Here is a 17,199-nt window from a genome sequence, read left to right as displayed (position 1 = left end):
CCTGCCGATCTGCAGGAGAGTTTTCTTGCCGCCCTGAAAGCCATGGGCGGGACGATCCTGACGCCCGATGCGACCGATCCCATGGCGCCTGTGCGCAAGATGATGGTCCATCCCGGACCGGTCCTGTCCTGCGTTCCGGATATCGACGGTGATTTCGTCCTTACGCCAGACACGAAGCCTGCCGATCTCGGAGACGTCCAGTACGGCATCGTGCGCGCCGCCTTCGCGGTGGCTGAAACCGGCTCGCTCTGCTTTACCGAAGCCGAACTGCGCATCAATACCAGCGGGTTCCTGCCCCAGCACCTCGTCGTCCTGCTGGATCCGGCCGACATCGTCTACAATCTGCACAATGCGTATCGCCGGGCGGAATGGCGCAATGCGCGCTATGCGGTGTTCCAGAGCGGCCCGTCGGCCACGGCCGATATCGAGGGCGTCCTGGTTCATGGCGCACAAGGCGTCCGCTCTCTCAACATGCTGATGCACAAGAAATAAGACGACGCAAAGTCTCCTTTTCTTCCATATCCGGATGATATGGAAGGCACCCAAAACATATATTGGACGCAAGACCCGACCCGGTCCACGGTGCCTGCCATCGGGAACGAGAAAAGGACCGGGTACATGGCAACGACGGTAGGCGGTTATCTGGCGGCACGGCTGACCCAGATCGGGCTGAAACATCATTTCGCGGTCGCGGGAGACTACAATCTCGTTCTGCTCGATCAGCTTCTGGAGCAGGACGGGCTCGAGCAGATCTACTGCTGCAACGAGCTGAACTGCGGTTTTTCCGCCGAAGGTTATGCCCGGGCAAACGGCGCGGCCGCGGCCGTCGTGACGTTCAGCGTCGGCGCGTTGTCCGCGCTGAACGCGATCGGCGGTGCCTATGCCGAGAACCTGCCCGTCATCCTGGTGTCGGGTGCGCCGAACACCAACGATCATGGCACGGGCCATGTGCTGCATCACACGATCGGCACGTCGGATTACGGCTATCAGTGCGAAATGGCGCGCCATGTGACGGTCGCTGCCGAGCGCATCCTGTCGGCCGAGGAAGCACCCGAGAAGATCGACCGCGTGATTGCCGCAGCCCTTGCGGCCAGCAAGCCGGTTTATCTCGAAATTCCTTGCAATGTCGCAAGCCTGCCCTGCCCGCGCCCCGGCCCGGTCGAAGCGCTGCGCGCACCGCATCCGGGGGCTCCGGAAACACTGAACGCTGCCATGACGGCAACGCTCGACTTCCTGAAGTCGCGTGAGCGCGTCGTGCTTCTGGTCGGCAGCAAGCTGCGTGCATCCGATGCGCTGTCGCAGACGGTGGCGCTCGCCGACCGGATGGGCTGCGCCGTGACGGTCATGGCGGCGGCGAAGGGCTTCTTCCCCGAAGATCATCCCGGCTTCCGCGGCATCTACTGGGGCAATGTCAGCTCGCCGGGCGCGGAAGCGCTCGTCAATCAGGCAGACGGCGTGATCTGCCTCGGACCGGTCTTCAACGATTATTCGACCGTCGGCTGGAGCGCATGGCCCAAGGGCGAAAACGTCGTTCTCGCCGAGGCCGAGCGCGTGACGGTCGCAGGGCAGGCCTTCGGCGGCGTGCGCCTGGGCGACTACATCTCAGCCCTCGCCGAGCGCGCCCCGCGCAGGGAGGCGAGTGCCGCGGCGCCGCGCCCACCTGCGCTGGCGATCGAGGCGGCGAAGCCGGATGCGAATCTGACGAACGACGAGATGACGCGCCAGATCAACGCGCTGCTCACCTCCGACACGACACTGACCGCGGAAACGGGCGATAGCTGGTTCAATGCCGCACGGATGACGCTGCCCGGCCAGGCGCGGGTCGAACTCGAGATGCAGTGGGGTCATATCGGCTGGTCCGTGCCCTCGGCATTCGGCAACGCGCTGGGTTCGCCGGAGCGGCGCCATGTGCTGATGGTGGGCGACGGGTCGTTCCAGCTCACGGCGCAGGAAGTGGCGCAGATGATCCGCTATGAGCTGCCGGTCATCATCTTCCTCGTGAACAACCGCGGCTATGTCATCGAGATCAAGATTCACGACGGTCCGTACAACTACATCAAGAACTGGGATTACGCGGGTCTGATCGAGGTGTTCAACGCAGGCGAAGGCCACGGTCTGGGGCTCAAGGCCACCACGGGCGCCGAACTGCGTGAGGCGATCGAAAAGGCGAAAGCCAACACACGTGGCCCGACCCTGATCGAATGTGCCCTTGACCAGCAGGACTGCACCGAGGATCTGGTGCGGTGGGGTGCGGCCGTTGCCAAGACCAACGCGCGGCCGCCCCGGGTGGACTGAGGGTTCATCGGCGGACACGCGAAAGGGACGACGCATCATGACACCACGTCAGCACAGCGCGCAGGATGACAGTTTTGTCAGGAACCTGCGGTCCATCGCAGGCAAGCGCCATGTGCTGACGGCGCCAAGCGCCACCTATCGCTTCCGCAAGGGATACCGGTTCGGGCTGGGCGACGTGCTGGCCGTCGTCCAGCCCGGCACCCTGATCGAACTGTGGCGTACCGTGAAAGCCTGCGTCGAGTCCGGCAGGATCATCATCGTCCAGGCATCGAACACAGGACTGACGGGCGGTTCGACGCCGGACGGTAATGATTATGATCGCGATATCGTCATCATTTCGACCTCGCGCCTGAAAGGCATCCATCTGATCGGCGACGGCCGTCAGGTCGTCTGCCTTCCGGGTGCCACGCTCAACCGGCTTGAAGAGGTTCTGGCAGAGAAAGGCCGTGAGCCGCATTCGGTCATTGGTTCATCGTGCATCGGTGCCTCCGTGCTGGGCGGTGTCAGCAACAATTCCGGCGGGGCGCTGATGCGACGCGGGCCGGCATTTACCGAAATGGCCCTGTTCGGCCAGGTGGGCGCGGACGGCACGCTCCGCCTCGTCAACCATCTCGGCATCGCGCTCGGCGACGATCCGGAGACGATTCTCCACAGGGTGGAAGCAGGCCATTTTCCGGAAGCAGGCATCGACTGGAATGCCGGTCGCGGACACGATTCCGACTATGCGCACCACGTGCGCGACATCGATGCCGAGACACCCGCCCGCTACAACGCGGATCCGCGACACTGGCATGAGGCGGCAGGCTGCGCCGGGAAGCTCGTCGTGTTCGCGGTCCGGCTCGATACGTTTCCGGCCGAGCGCGATACGGCCGTGTTCTACATCGGATCCGATGCGCCCGATGCGATCGAAGGCATCAGACGCGGCATCCTCGGCACGTTCGAGAAACTCCCCATTGCAGGCGAATATATCCATCGCGAGGCCTTCGATATTGCCGAGACCTACGGCAAGGATACCTTCGCGGTCATCCGGTATTTCGGCACGAAGCATCTGCCCGCGCTTTTCGCGGCCAAATCGCGTTTCGACATTCTCACGGCGCGCTTTCCGTTCCTGCCATCGGGGTTGAGCGACCGCCTCCTGCAGGCCGCCAGCCGGGTCCTGCCGAAGCAGATTCCCGCGCGCATGAGCGCCTTTCGCGACCGGTTCGAGCATCATCTGATCCTCAAGGTCTCGCACGACATGCGCGATCAGACGGAAGCTTTTCTGAAAGACCATTTCTCGCGGGCCGACGGCGACTATTTCGCCTGCACCCCGGATGAGGGGACACGGGCTTTCCTGCACCGTTTCGCCGTCGCGGGCGCGGCCGTCCGGTATCGCGCGGTTCATCCCCGGACGGCGGAGGATATCGTGGCCCTCGACGTAGCGCTGCGCCGCAACGATCGTGACTGGGTCGAGACGCTGCCGCCGGAGATCGGAGGGAAGCTGAGCGCGCGGCTCTACTACGGGCACTTCTTCTGCCACGTCATGCATCAGGACTATGTCGTCCGCAAAGGCTTCGATGCGATGGAAATCGAGCATGCGATGCTGCGCCTGCTGGATCGGCGCGGCGCCCGTTACCCCGCCGAGCACAATGTCGGCCATCTCTATCACGCGCCGGATGAGATGAAGGCACATTATCGCGCACTCGACCCGTGCAACTGCCTCAATCCCGGCATCGGCAGAAGCACGAAACGCGCGCAATGGCGCGCGGAAAGCGTCGAGGCTGCGTAACCCGCCTCTGCCCGGTTGCGAACAAGCGCGCAGAGGCTAACGATCCGACGTGAATGAGACGTCCTGGAGACCACTTCAATGCCCGAAAACACCAACCACAAGCTGACGATCCGCAAGCGCGGCCACGCCCTGCTGTCCGACCCGATCCTCAACAAGGGCCTGGCCTTTTCGGCTGAGGAACGCGCAGCCTTCGGCCTGACGGGCCTGTTGCCGGAAGCCGTGCAGACGCTCGATCAGCAGGTCACGGCAGCAACCGCGTTTCTCGAGGCGCTGCCGACGCCGCTTGCAAAGCACATTCGCCTGCGGGAGCTGCAGGACAGCAACGAAACGCTGTTCTATGCGGTTCTGGAACATGACCTGAAAGCATCGCTGCCGCTTGTCTACACGCCGACCGTCGGCGAGGCGTGTCAGAAGTTCTCGGAGATCTGGGAGCGTCCGCGTGGACTGTTCCTCTCGTATCCGGATCGCGACAGGATTGCCGAACGTCTCGCCGATCCGGCTCTCGATGATGTGCGCGTGATCGTCGTGACCGACGGCGAGCGTATTCTGGGCCTGGGCGATCAGGGCGCGGGCGGCATGGGTATTCCGATCGGCAAGCTGTCGCTCTATACGGCCTGCGCCGGCATCGCGCCCGAGCATACGCTCCCGATCATGCTCGACTGCGGCACGAACAATGAAGATCGACGGAACAATCCGAATTACCTGGGCTGGCGGCACGAGCGTGTGCGGGGCGCAGATTATGATGCCTTCATCGATGCGTTCGTCTCCGCCGTGAAGGCTCGCTGGCCGGATGTCCTCCTGCAGTGGGAAGATTTCGCAGGCGTCAACGCAGCCCCCATCCTCGAGAAATACCGCGACGCGCTATGCACCTTCAACGACGACATCCAGGGCACTGCTGCCGTCGCGGCCGGCGCGATCCTGGCCGCGAACGATGCCCGCGGCAGCCGCTTGCGCGATCAGACCATCGTCATGGTCGGCGCCGGTTCGGCTGGTGTCGGTATCGCGCGCCTCTTGCTGCAGGTCATGCGCGACGAGGGCGCCTCGGAAGATGAAGCCCGCGCCCAGTTCTTCATGACCGACAAGGACGGTCTCCTGACCGACGATCGCAAGGACCTCGATGCAGGTCAGACGCTGTTCGCGCGCGCCCGGGCGGCACTGGAAGGGTGGCCGGATGGCGCAATCGGATTGCAGGATACGATCGAACGCGCACAGGCCACGATCCTGATCGGCGTTTCGGGACAAGGCGGCCTGTTCACGGAGCAGGCGATCCGAGCGGTTGCGAAAACCTGCGATCGACCTATCATCTTTCCCCTCTCCAACCCCACGAGCCATGCCGAGGCGACGCCTGAGCAGATCATGGACTGGACCGACGGGCGCGCACTCGTCAGCACCGGCAGTCCGTTCCCGCCGCTGAAGCGTGACGGATCTGAAAAACGCGTCGACCAGACCAACAACGCCTACATCTTCCCCGGCATGGGTCTCGGAATCCTCGCCTGCGGCGCGACTCGCGTGACCGAGACGATGTTCATGGCGGCCGCACGTGGCCTTGCTACCCTGTCCCCCCTGAAGGCGGACAAGGACGGCAATCTTCTGCCGCCCATCGAGGACCTTCGGAAGGTCGCACGAGCCGTTGCCGAAGCCACAGTGCGCCAGGCGCGCATCGACAAGGTATGCCCGGTGTTCGAAGACCATCAGATCGGCGAGAAGATCGATGCAATGATGTGGACGCCCGCCTATCGACCTTATCGGGCCGCATAATCTTCCTTGCGGACAGGCCCCGGGGGGCGCGGTCTTTGGCCCCGACGCTGTGCCCTTGCCGGGGGACGGCCTGTCACCCCCCTCCTGTCGGAGCGCCGAACAGGGCGGACGGGGATGGGCCGACCGCCACCGGTTTCTTCGGCCGGGCCGCACCTGGCGCACCACGAACGGACATCACGATGCTGTTTCGCCCGTCATATCATGCGTTGTCGTTTAATCCTCGCACGCGGACGTTTAATCGCGCGCCCCTGTGCCCATGAACATGGCGCTGGTGTTTGCCGGAATTGCCCCGGTCATGCTGATTCTGGCCCTGGGCGCGATCGCCGGGCGCCGGGGTCAGTTCGATCGTATGCAGGCGCGGGCGCTGAGCAGGTTCGCGCTTCACTTTGCGCTTCCAGCGGCTCTTTTCCTTGCCATGGCGCAGACAAACCGCGCTCAGCTTGTGCAGCAGATCCCGGCGATGCTGATCATGCTCGCGGGTTACACAGGTTTTTTCTTCGTCGCTTACGCCGTGCTGCGCCGCTTTTCAGTCGATCGGCTGCGCGCGACCCTTCTGGCCTATACCGTCAGTTCGACGGCCGCCCCCATTTACGGCCTGACCGTGCTTGTTCCCTTGTTCGGGCAGAGTGTCGGATCGGGCGTCGTCGGTCTCGCCGCCCTTGTGACCAATCTGGCGCAGGTCTCGGTCGTCATCTTCATGCTTCAGTCCGCATCCGCCGCCGCATCTGCGACCGGCGATGCACGCCCCTCCCTCGGCCGCACGATCACCGGCGCACTTCTCAATCCGCTGGTCTGGTGCCCGGTCCTCGGCGCGCTGCTTGCCGCACTCAATGTTCATCTTCCATCGATGGCACTCTCGGCCTTGCGCCCGCTGGGCGTCTGCGCGGCCGGCACGGCGATTTTCGCCTGCGGACTGGTTCTGGCGAGCTACCGGATCAATCTTGCGTCCCGGTCAGTGGTCCTGGGCTCCGCTACCTGCATGATCGTTCACCCGCTGGTGTTCTTTCTGCTGGTGCATTTTGGCGGTAACGGAAGCCTGCTCGACCGTGCGGTCTTCGTGGCGGCAGTCATGCCGACCGCCACACCCACCGTTTTGTTCGCGCAGGCCTACGGCAAAGGCGAGGCGGAAATCGCCAGCATCATGCTGATCACGACGCTCGCCATGGTCGTCACGCTCCCTGCATCGCTTGCCATCAGTGCATTTCTGTAAGAGGGCAGAGGCATTCAAGGGACGCCGCGTTGTTACGCACGAGGGCGTCGCCGGAATGTAAGAGCGGCTACCAAGCTGACCTGAGGCCGGCATGTCCGGCCTGAGGGCATCCACATTCTGGACGCGAGACGGACTCTGCCTGTTGTGAGAAGATGACGACAACAATTCGCCTCAAGGACAGCACGGAAGTTTTTTCTCGATGACGCAGCCCGGTTCCGATCTCCGCGATGCAACTCTGAAAGCTCAATACGAAGCTTATCCCTACCCCGAGCGTGATCCGAAGGATGAAAAATCCCGCCTTCTGATCGGCAGCCCCAGCCATCTGCGCGAGATCGACTACTGGGTGTTCGGCGGCACGCGTCCGTCCTCGCTCCCCTTGCGCGCGCTGGTGGCCGGCTGCGGAACCGGCGACGGCGCCATCATGCTGGCGACACACATGGCGCGCGCCGGCCGCCCAGGTGAAGTCGTCTGTATCGACCGATCCGACGCCGCGCTCGGGACTGCCAAAGCGAGAGCGGAGGCCCGCGCTCTGGACAACATCCGGTTCATCAAGGGCTCGATCACGGAACTGGACGCGCTCGGCCTCGGCACGTTCGATTACATCGACTGCTGCGGTGTCCTGCATCACCTTCCCGATCCGCGAGTGGCCCTCAACGGGCTTGAGCAGTTGCTGGCGCCCGGCGGCGGCATGGGACTTATGGCATATGCCCCGTATGGTCGAACAGGCGTCTACATGCTGCAGGACGCGCTCGAAATTCTCGCGCCCGTGGAAGAACCGCCCAAAACCCGTCTCGATACGGCAAAGCGGGTGATGCAGGCCCTGCCCGCCACCGCCTGGCTGCGCGCAAACGGAAATTTCGGCGATCATCTGACCGGTGGTGACGCGGGCCTTTATGATCTCCTGCTGAACCCGCGCGATCGCGCCTACACGATTACCGATTTCCTCCAGCTTCTCGACGATACGGGCCTCGAGACGGCCTGCCTGATGGAACCTGCCCGCTACGATCCGTCGCTTCTCGTCTGGCAGCCGCAACTGAAGGCGCGGATCGAAAAACTTTCCTGGCCGGAAAAAGCAGCCCTGGCCGAAGCGCTGACGGGAAACATGGCGACCCATGTGGCCTATGTCGTGCGCAAGGGACGCGCGCCGGCACGTCCGGATTGTTGCGATCCGGACGTCATTCCCCTGATGCGTGAAATCCCGGGCGCCGAACTCGCAAAACAGATCCGTCTCGACGGCACGCTGCTTTTTGCCTTTGGGACGCTGGAAGTCTCCATTCCGCTCCCGCGAGAAGCCAGAACACTGTTACCGCTGATCGACGGCACGCGCACCGTGGGCGACCTCGCGGCGGCCATGGCCGCCCAGGGCATGTCGAGAGGGAAGTTCTTACGCATCTGGCGTGAAGTGTTCCAGATCATGGAGAGCCTCAACCGCGTGTTGCTGAGGCGCGACCCGACGTAAGAAGGTCGGCCAGCGGGCGAGCGCGGATGGCGATCCGTGCCATTGGCTCGCGTTTCCATGCAGGTCGCAGGCACCTCGCTCAGCCGGCAAGGAAAGCGTTCCATATCGCGACATACTGCAAATCGCTGGGCGACATGAATCCATCGGCGGTCGGATGCCGACAATAGGAGTCCCAGACAGGGTCTGCCGTGCCCCCCTTGGATCGGCCTGCGATGAAAAGAGGCACACGATCGGCGCAACCACAGCGACGCCCCGATTGTTCCTTGCCGTGGAAGCGAGGAAAAACACATGAGTAGAATTGAAGTGGCCGCCCCCCGTCGCATGCCTTCAGTCCAGGCTCCGGGCATCATTCTCGGCATAGGTCTCGGCGGCTTCTTCGATGGGATTTTCCTCCATCAGGTCTTTCAGTGGCATCACATGTTCAGCAGCGTCATCACTGCTGACACCGTATCCGGTCTCCGCATGAATACGCTCGGCGACGGCATTTTCCACACCGTCACATGGCTGTCGGTATTGCTGGGCCTCTGGCTTCTGTATTCCCGTATCACCGAGGCGCGCAGGGCGGTCTGGGGATCAACGGTGCTCTGGGGCTGGATCCTCAGCGGATGGGGCTGGTTCAATCTTGTCGAGGGCTTGCTCGACCATGAAATTCTGGGGCTTCATCATGTTCGAAGTGGCCCCCATCAAGTTGCCTGGGATATGGGATTTCTGGCCATTGGCGTCATCTTCATTCTCGGGGGCACGACGATCGCACGCAGGGCGACGCCCATCCGTGATGAGACGGCGCATCTGCAGGCGATGGAATGAGCGATCATCCATACGCAACCGATAGCTCGCTCGTCTTTCTCGCATTCCTAACGGCTCTCTATCTTGGCGCTGCTTTTTATCAGCAAGCAAACCTGCAGAGGGGCTGGAATCTCTGGCGCATCGTAGCCTGGCTGGCCGGCAGTGCCACGCTTGCCCTGGCCTTGCTGCCCCATGATCTGCCGTTCCCAGGCGGGGATTTCCGCAAGCACATGCTTCAGCATCTCCTGCTCGGGATGCTCGCGCCGCTGGGACTGGTGATGGCAGCACCAGTGACGCTCGCCCTGCGCACGGTTCCGACCGGATGGGGTCGCCTGATCACACGTGTATTGCGCAGCAAGGCATTTCGGATCTGGGCAAACCCGATAACCGCTCTCGTCCTCGATATGGGTGGAATGGCCGCTCTCTACTTCACGCCACTATACATGGCGATTATGATGCACCCGGGCCTTCTTTATTTCGTTCACTTCCATTTCGTGGCGGCTGGTTGCCTCTATACCTGGGTGATCGCTGGACCCGATCCGGCACCGCACAGGGCTTCGGTTCCCCAGCGTCTGATTATCCTGGGTGTCGCCGTGGTGCTTCACTCGATCCTGGCACAGATGCTCTATGCAGGCATCCATGTCACTGTTCCCGCCCCGGCTGATCAAATCCGGCGCGCGGCGGAACTGATGTATTACGGCGGGGACATCACCGAAATGCTGCTTGCCTTCACCTTAGTCAGCACCTGGCGCCCGGTGAGGAGCAATCGAGCCGGAATATTGGATAAAGCTCTGGAACAGGAAGCATTCCGCCATGCCAAGAAAATAAACTGCCGACATGGCATGCCGTCATTCCCAACTCTACAAGATTTGAACATCTTCTCGACTGACCGCTGACACAGTCATCTTTGACCCGCAGCGCACAGTAGAACAGGTTATCGAAAACATGCGTCGTGAGAAGATCAGGAAGAACGGTTCGACGTCAGCTACATCGTAGACCCGAACTCTCGGATCACGTCGACTGCTGCGCTTCTGTTCGGCCACAAGGGTCAGTAAATGAGCTTCCGGCAGGAAAGATGATTGGTACACAGCTCGGCAGATAGATTGAGCTGACTGCGGCTGGAACAGCCAAATGTCGAGCATGGAAGACAGCCCCTGCCAGCGAGAAGAATCACAGTAGCTCGCGGCTGGCCAAGTCATTCCGACATAGTTACACTGTCGACTGCTCTCGATAGCTGAGAGCAGTCGTTCGTTTAGCAAGGTGTGGTCATCCGGCCTCCGCCATCCACTGGACCGCATCTTCACCGGCAGCGATTTTGAGCGGTGCACTCGGATCGGTGGCTGCCCGCCAGATCGCCGCCGCCACATCGGAAGCATGGGTAACCGGGCCGCTCTCGTCGCGAAAGTTCGCGATCATGCCTTCGATCATCGGCTTGTAGTCAGTGTTGTCCAGTCCACGCAAATGCGGCATGGCATTGCTGCCGAAGCTTGTCTCGGGCGAGCGTCCAGGCAGGACGATATGTACACGCACGCCGAACGGCTTCATTTCGACTGCGAGGCTCTCGGTGAGTGCGTTCACGGCCGCCTTGCTCGCCCTGTAGACGCCGATGAGCGGCAGCGGCTTAAGCGTCGCACTCGACGCGACGTTGATAATGGTGCCGCCGCGGCGCTCACGGAATCTGGGCAGGATCGCCTGTATCGTCGCCAGCGTGCCGAGCGTGTTGGTCTCAAACAACAGGCGCGCCGTATCCGGTTCGATCAGTTCGATCGGCACGGCGGCGCCAATTCCCGCATTGTTGACCATCACGTCGAGATCGCCGACGTGCTCGACCACTTTCCTGATGCTGTCCGGATCGGTGACATCGAGCGGCAGGACGGTGAGGTTGTCTGAAACAGGCAGAAGATCGGCCTTCGGCTGGCGCATCGTGGCGATGACGTTCCAGCCTTTCTCGAGGAACAGCTTTGCGGTCTCGAGACCGAAGCCCGAGGAACAGCCGGTGACAAGAACGGTGGGCATGAGCGCACTCCGATTTCGTATGTGGTTGTCCAGATATGGTCGTGAATCGCGAGACCATCTATGGTCGATTGTCTCGAATCCATTGGCGATAGTCCTGTCATGACCGTTGATCCGCTTACCGAGATCGTGACTTTGCTCCGGCCCTCGGCCAGTTACTCCAAGCTCGTCGAATATGCCGGACGATGGCGCATCCGCCGCAACATCGAGGGCAAGCCCGTCTTTTTCGCGGTCCTGGAGGGCGAATGCCGGGTCGTGTCGTCCGGTCGACCGCCGCTCATCGTGCGAAAGGGGGATTTCGTGTTGTCTCCTTCGACCAACGATCATGTCGTTGAAAGCATCGACGCACCCCCTCATGGGATTGCAATGATGCCGATAGAAATTGGCGAGGGGCGTTTTCGGGTGGGACAGCCCGACGAGCCGGTCAATCTCAGGATGCAGGTCGGACTCTGCAGCTTCGTCTCTCCCGACGCTGCGTTGCTCGTTTCCCTGTTGCCCGCGATGATCGTCGCCAGCGGCGAGCCGCGGCTGGCACTTCTGCTGAAGCTGGTGGCCGATGAGACGCGCCATTCCCGACCAGGGCGGGAGGTGATCCTGGAGCGTCTGCTCGAGGTGCTGCTCATCGAGGCGCTTCGATGCGGGGCCGACGTGACGTCAATGCCGAGCCTCTCTCGTGGGCTGGCGGACGGCCGACTGGCCTCGGCCTTAAGGTCCATGCACGCGCGGCCAGCGCATCCCTGGACCGTTGTCGATCTTGCCGCCGAGGCCGGAATGTCGCGCTCGGCATTCTTCGCGCGTTTCAGTCGCATCGTCGGGCATCCGCCGATGGAATATCTGCTGGCATGGCGCATGGCGCTTGCCAGGCGCCTTCTGCGCACGCGGGAGTTGGCAATCGAGCATATCGCAGCCCAGGTCGGCTATGGCTCGGGAAGCACGTTCAGCACAGCTTTCGCCCGTCACGTCGGAATGTCGCCGATGCGCTACGCCAAAGCCATGAGCAGCAGATAGCAGCGAGCAAATATCGAGATGCGTTGCCGTCGTCTGGACTTGAGAAAATTCAGCATCCTGCCGCGCGCTTAAAGCGCAGAACACCGGCCTGCCGCGCCGGGTGGCCAGTGTCGTTCGGATGATTGACCCCGTCCATCACCGGAACATCTGGAAAATCGAACGGGCTGATCCCGTCCAGACAGGCCACGTTCACGGCATGCAGGTTCGGGTCGGAACGTCGCTGGTGGTGTGTGTGAATGCCACACCGGGAACAGAAGAAATGCTGTGCCGTTCCCGTGTTGAAGCGGTAACACGTCAGCGTGTCCTCACCCTGCAGGATCCTGATCCCGCCCATTGCCGCCATGGCGGCGACCGCACCACGCATCCGGCAGTATGAGCAGGTGCAACGCCGGATTGATGTGAAGCCGTCGCTGAGCGTCACCGCGAAACGCACCGCGCCACAATGGCAGCCACCTGTCCTGTTGTTCGTATCGTCCACCATAATATGTGTCTCCCGATTGCAATGCTGCGCGCCGTAATTGCCGGGTGTTGCCGCTTCCCGCCGGATCACGCTTTTTTCAGCGAGGACTCCAGCCGAAGCACCATGGGCACAATCAGCAGCGCCGTCGCGGCCGCCGCCAGATTGCCCGTGGTCCGGCTGGTATGATCGGCAATGGCACCGTAGGCGATGGGCGCCAGCCCGCCCGCACCGATCACCCCGGTGTAGAACACCGCGAAAGCCCGGCTAGTGTCGCCACCCGGCGCGAGGTCTGGCACCGTTCCATAGAGGACGGATGACGTGCCGTTCAGGACGATCCCCAGCAGGGGAAGAAGCAGCAGCGTTCCCGTCAGCGGGGTGAACAGCGTGACAACGATCAGGAGCGACGTCAGCGTCTCCGTTGCCACGACGTTCCCGACGACACTGAGATGATCGGCCAGCCACCCGCACGTCGCCTTTCCCAGCGCGCCTCCGGCAAAAAGCAGCGCCAGGGCGATCCCGACCGTCGCCGAAGAGCCGCCGCGACCATGGGCAAGAAACGGGAGGAACAGCAGATAGCCCATCCGTGTCGCGGTATCGAAAGCGCCGATTGCCAGCAGCCAGGCGAAGCCCGACCCGCCGCTCCGGGACTGCTGCTGTCGCGGCGCCAGGGGGCTGCCTGCCACCTCCCGGGTCATGACCCCCGTCAGCACAAGGGCCAGCAACAGACCCAGCAGCGCCAGAAGACCCGCAACCGGCCGCCAGGCGGAGACCGGCAGCAGAAGGGCGATGAGGGCTGGCAGGATCGCCTTGCCCAGATCGCCCGAGAAATTATAGAGCCCCAGAGGGCGTCGTGCCGCCGTGCCATAGCTTTCGGTGACCAGCAGTGACGCCCGGGGATGCTGGATACTTGACCCGACGCCTGCGAGCACGAGGCCACAGCACAAACCGGCAAACCCCATCGGAACCGCCATGACCGCGAAACCGCTTGCGGCGATCAGCGTGGACAGGACCAGTGCGACGCGGGGTGATCTGCCGTTCAGCAGGCGGTCGGCAGGCATCTGCAGTCCGCCCATCGTACCGAAATAAAGCGCACGCACGATCGCGAGTCCGGCGTAGGAAAGGCCAAATTGCGATTGCCAGACCGGCAGGAAGGCATAGAGCCCGTCCGTATAGCCATCGTGCAGTGCGTGAGCGAGGTACGCAGCCAACAGCCCCCGGCGCTGTTCCTGAGGACGCGCGGTCTGGCGCTCGGATGTCATGACAATGCTTGTCTGCATGGTGCGTCCGCTCCTCCTGCGGACAACCTTAAAGACGTGACTTTTCAGAAAAAAGCGGGAATAAAATCACCATAATCGTCAGCTTTTTTCACGGGTTTTATGCGTCGCTTGCCTCCCCTCAATGCTCTGCGTGTTTTCGAAGTGGCGGCACGGACGGGCAGTTATGCCGAGGCCGCGTCGGAACTCGGTCTGACGCATGGCGCGGTCAGCCGTCAGATCGCCTTGCTGGAGAATTGGATGGGCCAGCGGCTGTTCAGCCGATCCGGGCGACGCATGGTCGCGACGCCGACGGCGCGCATTTTTGCGGCCGAGGTCAGCGGTGCTTTCGAGCGGGTAACGGCGGCTGCCGAAGCATGTGGACGGCCCGATGCGCGACGGATCCTGCGCGTCAATGCGCCTGCCAGCTTCGCCATGCGCTGGCTGATTCCAAGGCTGGCGCTTTTCCACGGCGCATATCCATCGGTGGAAGTGGTCGTGACGACTGTCTCAACAGTGCACGAGGAACTTCGCGGCGGCTTTGACGTCGCCATCCGACGCGGCGTGGCGAGTGCCGGTGCATGGCCGCATCATCGCGCCATGCCTGTGCTGGACGATGTCGATACGCTGATCATGAGCCCGGCGCTGTTCGCAGAGCGGCCGATCCTGAGCCCTGCAGATCTTGAAGGCCACACGCTCCTGGCCAGTGAGACGCGGCCGGGGGACTGGACCGACTGGCTGCAAGCCGCGGGCCTGCCGCATCTGATCAGCCGTTCCCGCACCGTGTTCGACCATTTCTTCATGACCCGGCAGGCCGTGCTGGATGGGTTGGGTGTGGGCATCGGTCCACTCCCGATGCTCGATATCGACATCGCGGCAGGTCGCCTTGTGACACCCCTACCGCAGATCGAGGTGTCCCGCACCGGTTACGTGGCCCTGATTCCCACCGGCATCGACAGCGACACGCCCGCTGGCCGGTTCGTTGCATGGCTGGCTGCAGAAGGGATGACTGAACGATGATGGCAACAGACGGGTAGTGGTCACTTCACCCAGGACATCAGCAGCAAAGAATATCGCGGTGGATTGGCTATACGACGGCTATCAGCACAGCCATCAAAACAACAGTGGAGGCAAGCAAGCTTACACATTTCTGCACTGGAATGCCGAATGGTGTCGGGTTTATCGCCACGAACTCAGAGTCGCTCCAGGCGGTGCCTGAGAAGCGGGTGCCATCAACATGCAGAGGAAGTAGGCGGCCGCGAGCAAGTAGCTGCCAAGGCTCAAGGGTAAAGCGAACAGCAATGCAATGATAATGGCAGCGCTGCAAAATCCCAAAAGGATCGTCTGCCCGTTATGGAACTTGGCATGGGGCGGCCACTTCGGATTTCGTATATGCTGGCGCGCGGTCGCAGGTATCACCGCGTCAAAGATCAAGCCGCCCAGGCCACCATAAATTGCGACAAAAGCGATCATCTCTCTAGCAATAAACATAGGACACACCTTTTCTGTTCACAGAAAAGGACGTGCCGGTGGCTTCTTCCCGATCAGGCGGAAAAACTTGCACGAGCGTAAAGGCCCCCCGGACTACCGACCGGGCTGTGACTTTTACACGTCGATCATCACAGTATCTGACCTGTCGTGGAGTTTTGACCTCACCTCTTGATATCACACTCGGACCCCATTTTACCTGTGTGGGTTGTCCGCCTTCTGTTTAGTTAAGATATTATGAATAGTTGTTGAGTCATCTGCTCGCTCAGATATCTGAATGCAACGCTCGCAGCCGTTCGGCGGATCGCCAAATGGTCATTGAGAGAGTCAGTTCAGAAGGCGAAGGGCAGAGGACCGGATGGTCGATGTGCTTGACCATATCCATTCGTATCGTGACACTGCTGGTCCAGATTATGGTTCATCAGCGATCTGTATAGGCCGCGAGGAAGCCAGTAACTGGCGTGACAGCGATGCCAAGAGTCGACGCGGTACCGGCGCCGATTTCGACGATCGTGGCGATAAGCGCGCACACTGCAGGAAACGGTGCGGCCGCCTGGGCCATGTAGGCGATCGTACCGGTAAAATCCGCTGCCTTGCCCCATCCCGCCGTCAGGAACAGGAGCGACAGACCGAAACGGGCAACGAACAGAGCGGCGGCGCCGATGCAGTCAGCCGCTGAGAGGAACAGCACGGTTGCGTATAGACTTTAAAAACAGAAAAGAAGGAAATACATACTTTCCGTAAATGCGGTCATGAGGCCGGTTTCGCGTCAAAGCCTCTTACTGAGGCCGGGTGATCCGGAATACGGCGCCGGGATCGACCTCAATATAATCCGCCGGGCCGCCGGCGCGAAGGATGACGCCGGGAGCGTAGGCGTTGTAGTGACCGTCGCGTACCAGATCGGCGCGGATGTGGACACGTACCACCTCGCCGAAGGCCATTTCGGCGGGAGTCGACCCGCCATCGGCACCTAGAAGACGCAGGAACTGCGTGACGCGACACTCGAACTGCACAGGGCTGTCGGCTACGCATGGCGCGGCGATAACGTCCGACGGGATCATGGCAAGGCCAGCACGGGCCGCCTCGTCTTCACCGCGCGGCAGCGGGGCGGAGGTCTCGTTCATGGCGGCAGCGAGGGCGCGCGTAGCGAGGTTCCAGGTGAAGACCCGTGTCTCGCGCAGATTGGCAAGCGTGTCCTTCTCGCCGATGCTCGCAAAGCCGATGATCGGCGGATGGTAATTGAAGGCATTGAAAAAGCTGTAGGGCGCGAGATTGACGCGGCCTGCCTGATCGACGCTGCCGATCCATCCGATCGGGCGCGGGCCGACGATCGCGTTGAACGGGTCATGGGCAAGGCGATGCCCGTCAGCGGGCGTGTAGCTGTGACAGGCAGTTGGACGGTTGATCATGGCATGGGCTTCTCGTTCGTGAGACCGGAAATCAGCATTCGCTTCGCATGAAGACGCTCGGCGAGGATAACCGTGACTGACGACGCTGTATGCTCTCATTGAAAGTCACCGGGACCCTCAGTATGCCGCCATCACCTGCATACCGCCATCTGCGCCCGCCACCTTTTGACGGCAGGTCGAGGTCAGACTGTGAGACCTGCGACACAGCGCGGCGATGCGCGATTATGGAAGGTTGGTCTCGTGCGGTGGTCGTGACGCACACCATCCATTCCCCTCTCGCCATATGACGCAC

General features: G+C 62.0%; 16 protein-coding genes. 10 read left to right on the top strand and 6 right to left on the bottom strand.

All coding sequences use genetic code 11. The features are described 5' to 3' along the window. The 8 genes from B8446_RS10475 to B8446_RS10440 all read left to right on the top strand — a co-directional run. Positions 1–492: LutC/YkgG family protein (locus B8446_RS10475; protein ID WP_048849357.1), on the top strand; the 492-nt coding region annotated here is incomplete at its 5' end. Positions 493–618: 126 nt separating this feature from the next. Next, the gene (locus tag B8446_RS10470) at positions 619–2,295 is read left to right on the top strand and encodes an alpha-keto acid decarboxylase family protein (RefSeq protein ID WP_048849356.1); all 1,677 of its coding nucleotides are present in this window, start codon (positions 619–621) and stop codon (positions 2,293–2,295) included. Positions 2,296–2,332: 37 nt separating this feature from the next. Beyond that, entirely contained in the window at positions 2,333–4,063 is a 1,731-nt protein-coding gene (dld, locus tag B8446_RS10465) for a D-lactate dehydrogenase (protein ID WP_048849354.1), read from the top strand. 78 nt (positions 4,064–4,141) lie between these two features. Then, positions 4,142–5,821: an NAD-dependent malic enzyme gene (locus tag B8446_RS10460; RefSeq protein WP_048849351.1), complete on the top strand. Its 1,680-nt coding sequence runs from the start codon at positions 4,142–4,144 to the stop codon at positions 5,819–5,821. A 256-nt stretch (positions 5,822–6,077) separates the two neighbouring features. Beyond that, positions 6,078–7,031 carry an AEC family transporter gene (locus tag B8446_RS10455; RefSeq protein WP_048849349.1) on the top strand — a complete coding sequence of 318 codons (954 nt, stop codon included), beginning with the start codon at positions 6,078–6,080 and terminating at the stop codon, positions 7,029–7,031. A 199-nt stretch (positions 7,032–7,230) separates the two neighbouring features. Further along, a complete protein-coding gene (locus B8446_RS10450; RefSeq protein ID WP_048849347.1) occupies positions 7,231–8,490 on the top strand; it encodes a class I SAM-dependent methyltransferase in 1,260 nt (419 codons plus the stop codon). A gap of 288 nt (positions 8,491–8,778) precedes the next feature. Beyond that, the gene (locus B8446_RS10445; protein ID WP_048849345.1) at positions 8,779–9,297 is read left to right on the top strand and encodes a DUF2243 domain-containing protein; all 519 of its coding nucleotides are present in this window, start codon (positions 8,779–8,781) and stop codon (positions 9,295–9,297) included. Further along, on the top strand, positions 9,294–10,172 hold the full coding sequence (locus B8446_RS10440; protein WP_084712260.1) for a cytochrome c oxidase assembly protein: 879 nt from the start codon (positions 9,294–9,296) through the stop codon (positions 10,170–10,172). The genes B8446_RS10445 and B8446_RS10440 overlap by 4 nt, the downstream gene beginning before the upstream one ends. A 370-nt stretch (positions 10,173–10,542) precedes the next feature. On the opposite strand, the gene B8446_RS10435 is transcribed toward B8446_RS10440, so the two are convergent. Continuing rightward, complete coding sequence (locus B8446_RS10435) at positions 10,543–11,292, bottom strand: SDR family oxidoreductase (RefSeq protein WP_048849343.1); 750 nt, start codon at positions 11,290–11,292, stop codon at positions 10,543–10,545. 99 nt (positions 11,293–11,391) lie between these two features. Here B8446_RS10435 and B8446_RS10430 point away from each other — a divergent pair, with 99 nt between their 5' ends. Next, entirely contained in the window at positions 11,392–12,297 is a 906-nt protein-coding gene (locus tag B8446_RS10430) for an AraC family transcriptional regulator (protein WP_048849382.1), read from the top strand. Between the two features lie 49 nt (positions 12,298–12,346). Here B8446_RS10430 and B8446_RS10425 read toward each other — a convergent pair whose 3' ends face one another. Both B8446_RS10425 and B8446_RS10420 read right to left on the bottom strand, forming a co-directional pair. Continuing rightward, positions 12,347–12,778, bottom strand: coding sequence for a GFA family protein (locus B8446_RS10425; protein WP_048849381.1), 432 nt, complete (start codon positions 12,776–12,778; stop codon positions 12,347–12,349). Positions 12,779–12,843: 65 nt separating this feature from the next. Next, positions 12,844–14,034 (bottom strand): MFS transporter, encoded by a 1,191-nt coding sequence (locus B8446_RS10420; RefSeq protein WP_048849342.1) that lies wholly within the window; start codon positions 14,032–14,034, stop codon positions 12,844–12,846. A 99-nt stretch (positions 14,035–14,133) separates the two neighbouring features. Here B8446_RS10420 and B8446_RS10415 point away from each other — a divergent pair, with 99 nt between their 5' ends. After that, positions 14,134–15,030: a LysR substrate-binding domain-containing protein gene (locus B8446_RS10415; protein WP_048849340.1), complete on the top strand. Its 897-nt coding sequence runs from the start codon at positions 14,134–14,136 to the stop codon at positions 15,028–15,030. A 159-nt stretch (positions 15,031–15,189) separates the two neighbouring features. On the opposite strand, the gene B8446_RS16770 is transcribed toward B8446_RS10415, so the two are convergent. From B8446_RS16770 to B8446_RS10400, 3 genes are all read right to left on the bottom strand, one after another. Then, positions 15,190–15,483 carry a DUF6640 family protein gene (locus tag B8446_RS16770; protein ID WP_373277146.1) on the bottom strand — a complete coding sequence of 98 codons (294 nt, stop codon included), beginning with the start codon at positions 15,481–15,483 and terminating at the stop codon, positions 15,190–15,192. 436 nt (positions 15,484–15,919) lie between these two features. After that, on the bottom strand, positions 15,920–16,189 hold the full coding sequence (locus B8446_RS10405) for a DoxX family protein (RefSeq protein ID WP_053053808.1): 270 nt from the start codon (positions 16,187–16,189) through the stop codon (positions 15,920–15,922). 88 nt (positions 16,190–16,277) lie between these two features. Beyond that, positions 16,278–16,907: a flavin reductase family protein gene (locus B8446_RS10400; RefSeq protein WP_048849338.1), complete on the bottom strand. Its 630-nt coding sequence runs from the start codon at positions 16,905–16,907 to the stop codon at positions 16,278–16,280. Positions 16,908–17,199: the final 292 nt, after the last annotated feature.

Origin of the sequence: Tanticharoenia sakaeratensis NBRC 103193, assembly GCF_000963885.1 — a bacterium.
Lineage (GTDB): Bacteria > Pseudomonadota > Alphaproteobacteria > Acetobacterales > Acetobacteraceae > Tanticharoenia > Tanticharoenia sakaeratensis.
The sequence above is the reverse complement of the archived record's forward strand: the minus strand, read 5'-3'. Positions and strand labels throughout refer to the sequence as shown.

Coding starts and splice junctions, on each gene's coding strand:
- B8446_RS10470 (WP_048849356.1), top strand. CDS start 619: ATGGCAACGACGGTAGGCGGTTATCTGGCGGCACGGCTGACCCAGATC.
- dld (WP_048849354.1), top strand. CDS start 2,333: ATGACACCACGTCAGCACAGCGCGCAGGATGACAGTTTTGTCAGGAAC.
- B8446_RS10460 (WP_048849351.1), top strand. CDS start 4,142: ATGCCCGAAAACACCAACCACAAGCTGACGATCCGCAAGCGCGGCCAC.
- B8446_RS10455 (WP_048849349.1), top strand. CDS start 6,078: ATGAACATGGCGCTGGTGTTTGCCGGAATTGCCCCGGTCATGCTGATT.
- B8446_RS10450 (WP_048849347.1), top strand. CDS start 7,231: ATGACGCAGCCCGGTTCCGATCTCCGCGATGCAACTCTGAAAGCTCAA.
- B8446_RS10445 (WP_048849345.1), top strand. CDS start 8,779: ATGAGTAGAATTGAAGTGGCCGCCCCCCGTCGCATGCCTTCAGTCCAG.
- B8446_RS10440 (WP_084712260.1), top strand. CDS start 9,294: ATGAGCGATCATCCATACGCAACCGATAGCTCGCTCGTCTTTCTCGCA.
- B8446_RS10435 (WP_048849343.1), bottom strand. CDS start 11,292: ATGCCCACCGTTCTTGTCACCGGCTGTTCCTCGGGCTTCGGTCTCGAG.
- B8446_RS10430 (WP_048849382.1), top strand. CDS start 11,392: ATGACCGTTGATCCGCTTACCGAGATCGTGACTTTGCTCCGGCCCTCG.
- B8446_RS10425 (WP_048849381.1), bottom strand. CDS start 12,778: ATGGTGGACGATACGAACAACAGGACAGGTGGCTGCCATTGTGGCGCG.
- B8446_RS10420 (WP_048849342.1), bottom strand. CDS start 14,034: ATGCAGACAAGCATTGTCATGACATCCGAGCGCCAGACCGCGCGTCCT.
- B8446_RS10415 (WP_048849340.1), top strand. CDS start 14,134: ATGCGTCGCTTGCCTCCCCTCAATGCTCTGCGTGTTTTCGAAGTGGCG.
- B8446_RS16770 (WP_373277146.1), bottom strand. CDS start 15,483: ATGATCGCTTTTGTCGCAATTTATGGTGGCCTGGGCGGCTTGATCTTT.
- B8446_RS10400 (WP_048849338.1), bottom strand. CDS start 16,907: ATGATCAACCGTCCAACTGCCTGTCACAGCTACACGCCCGCTGACGGG.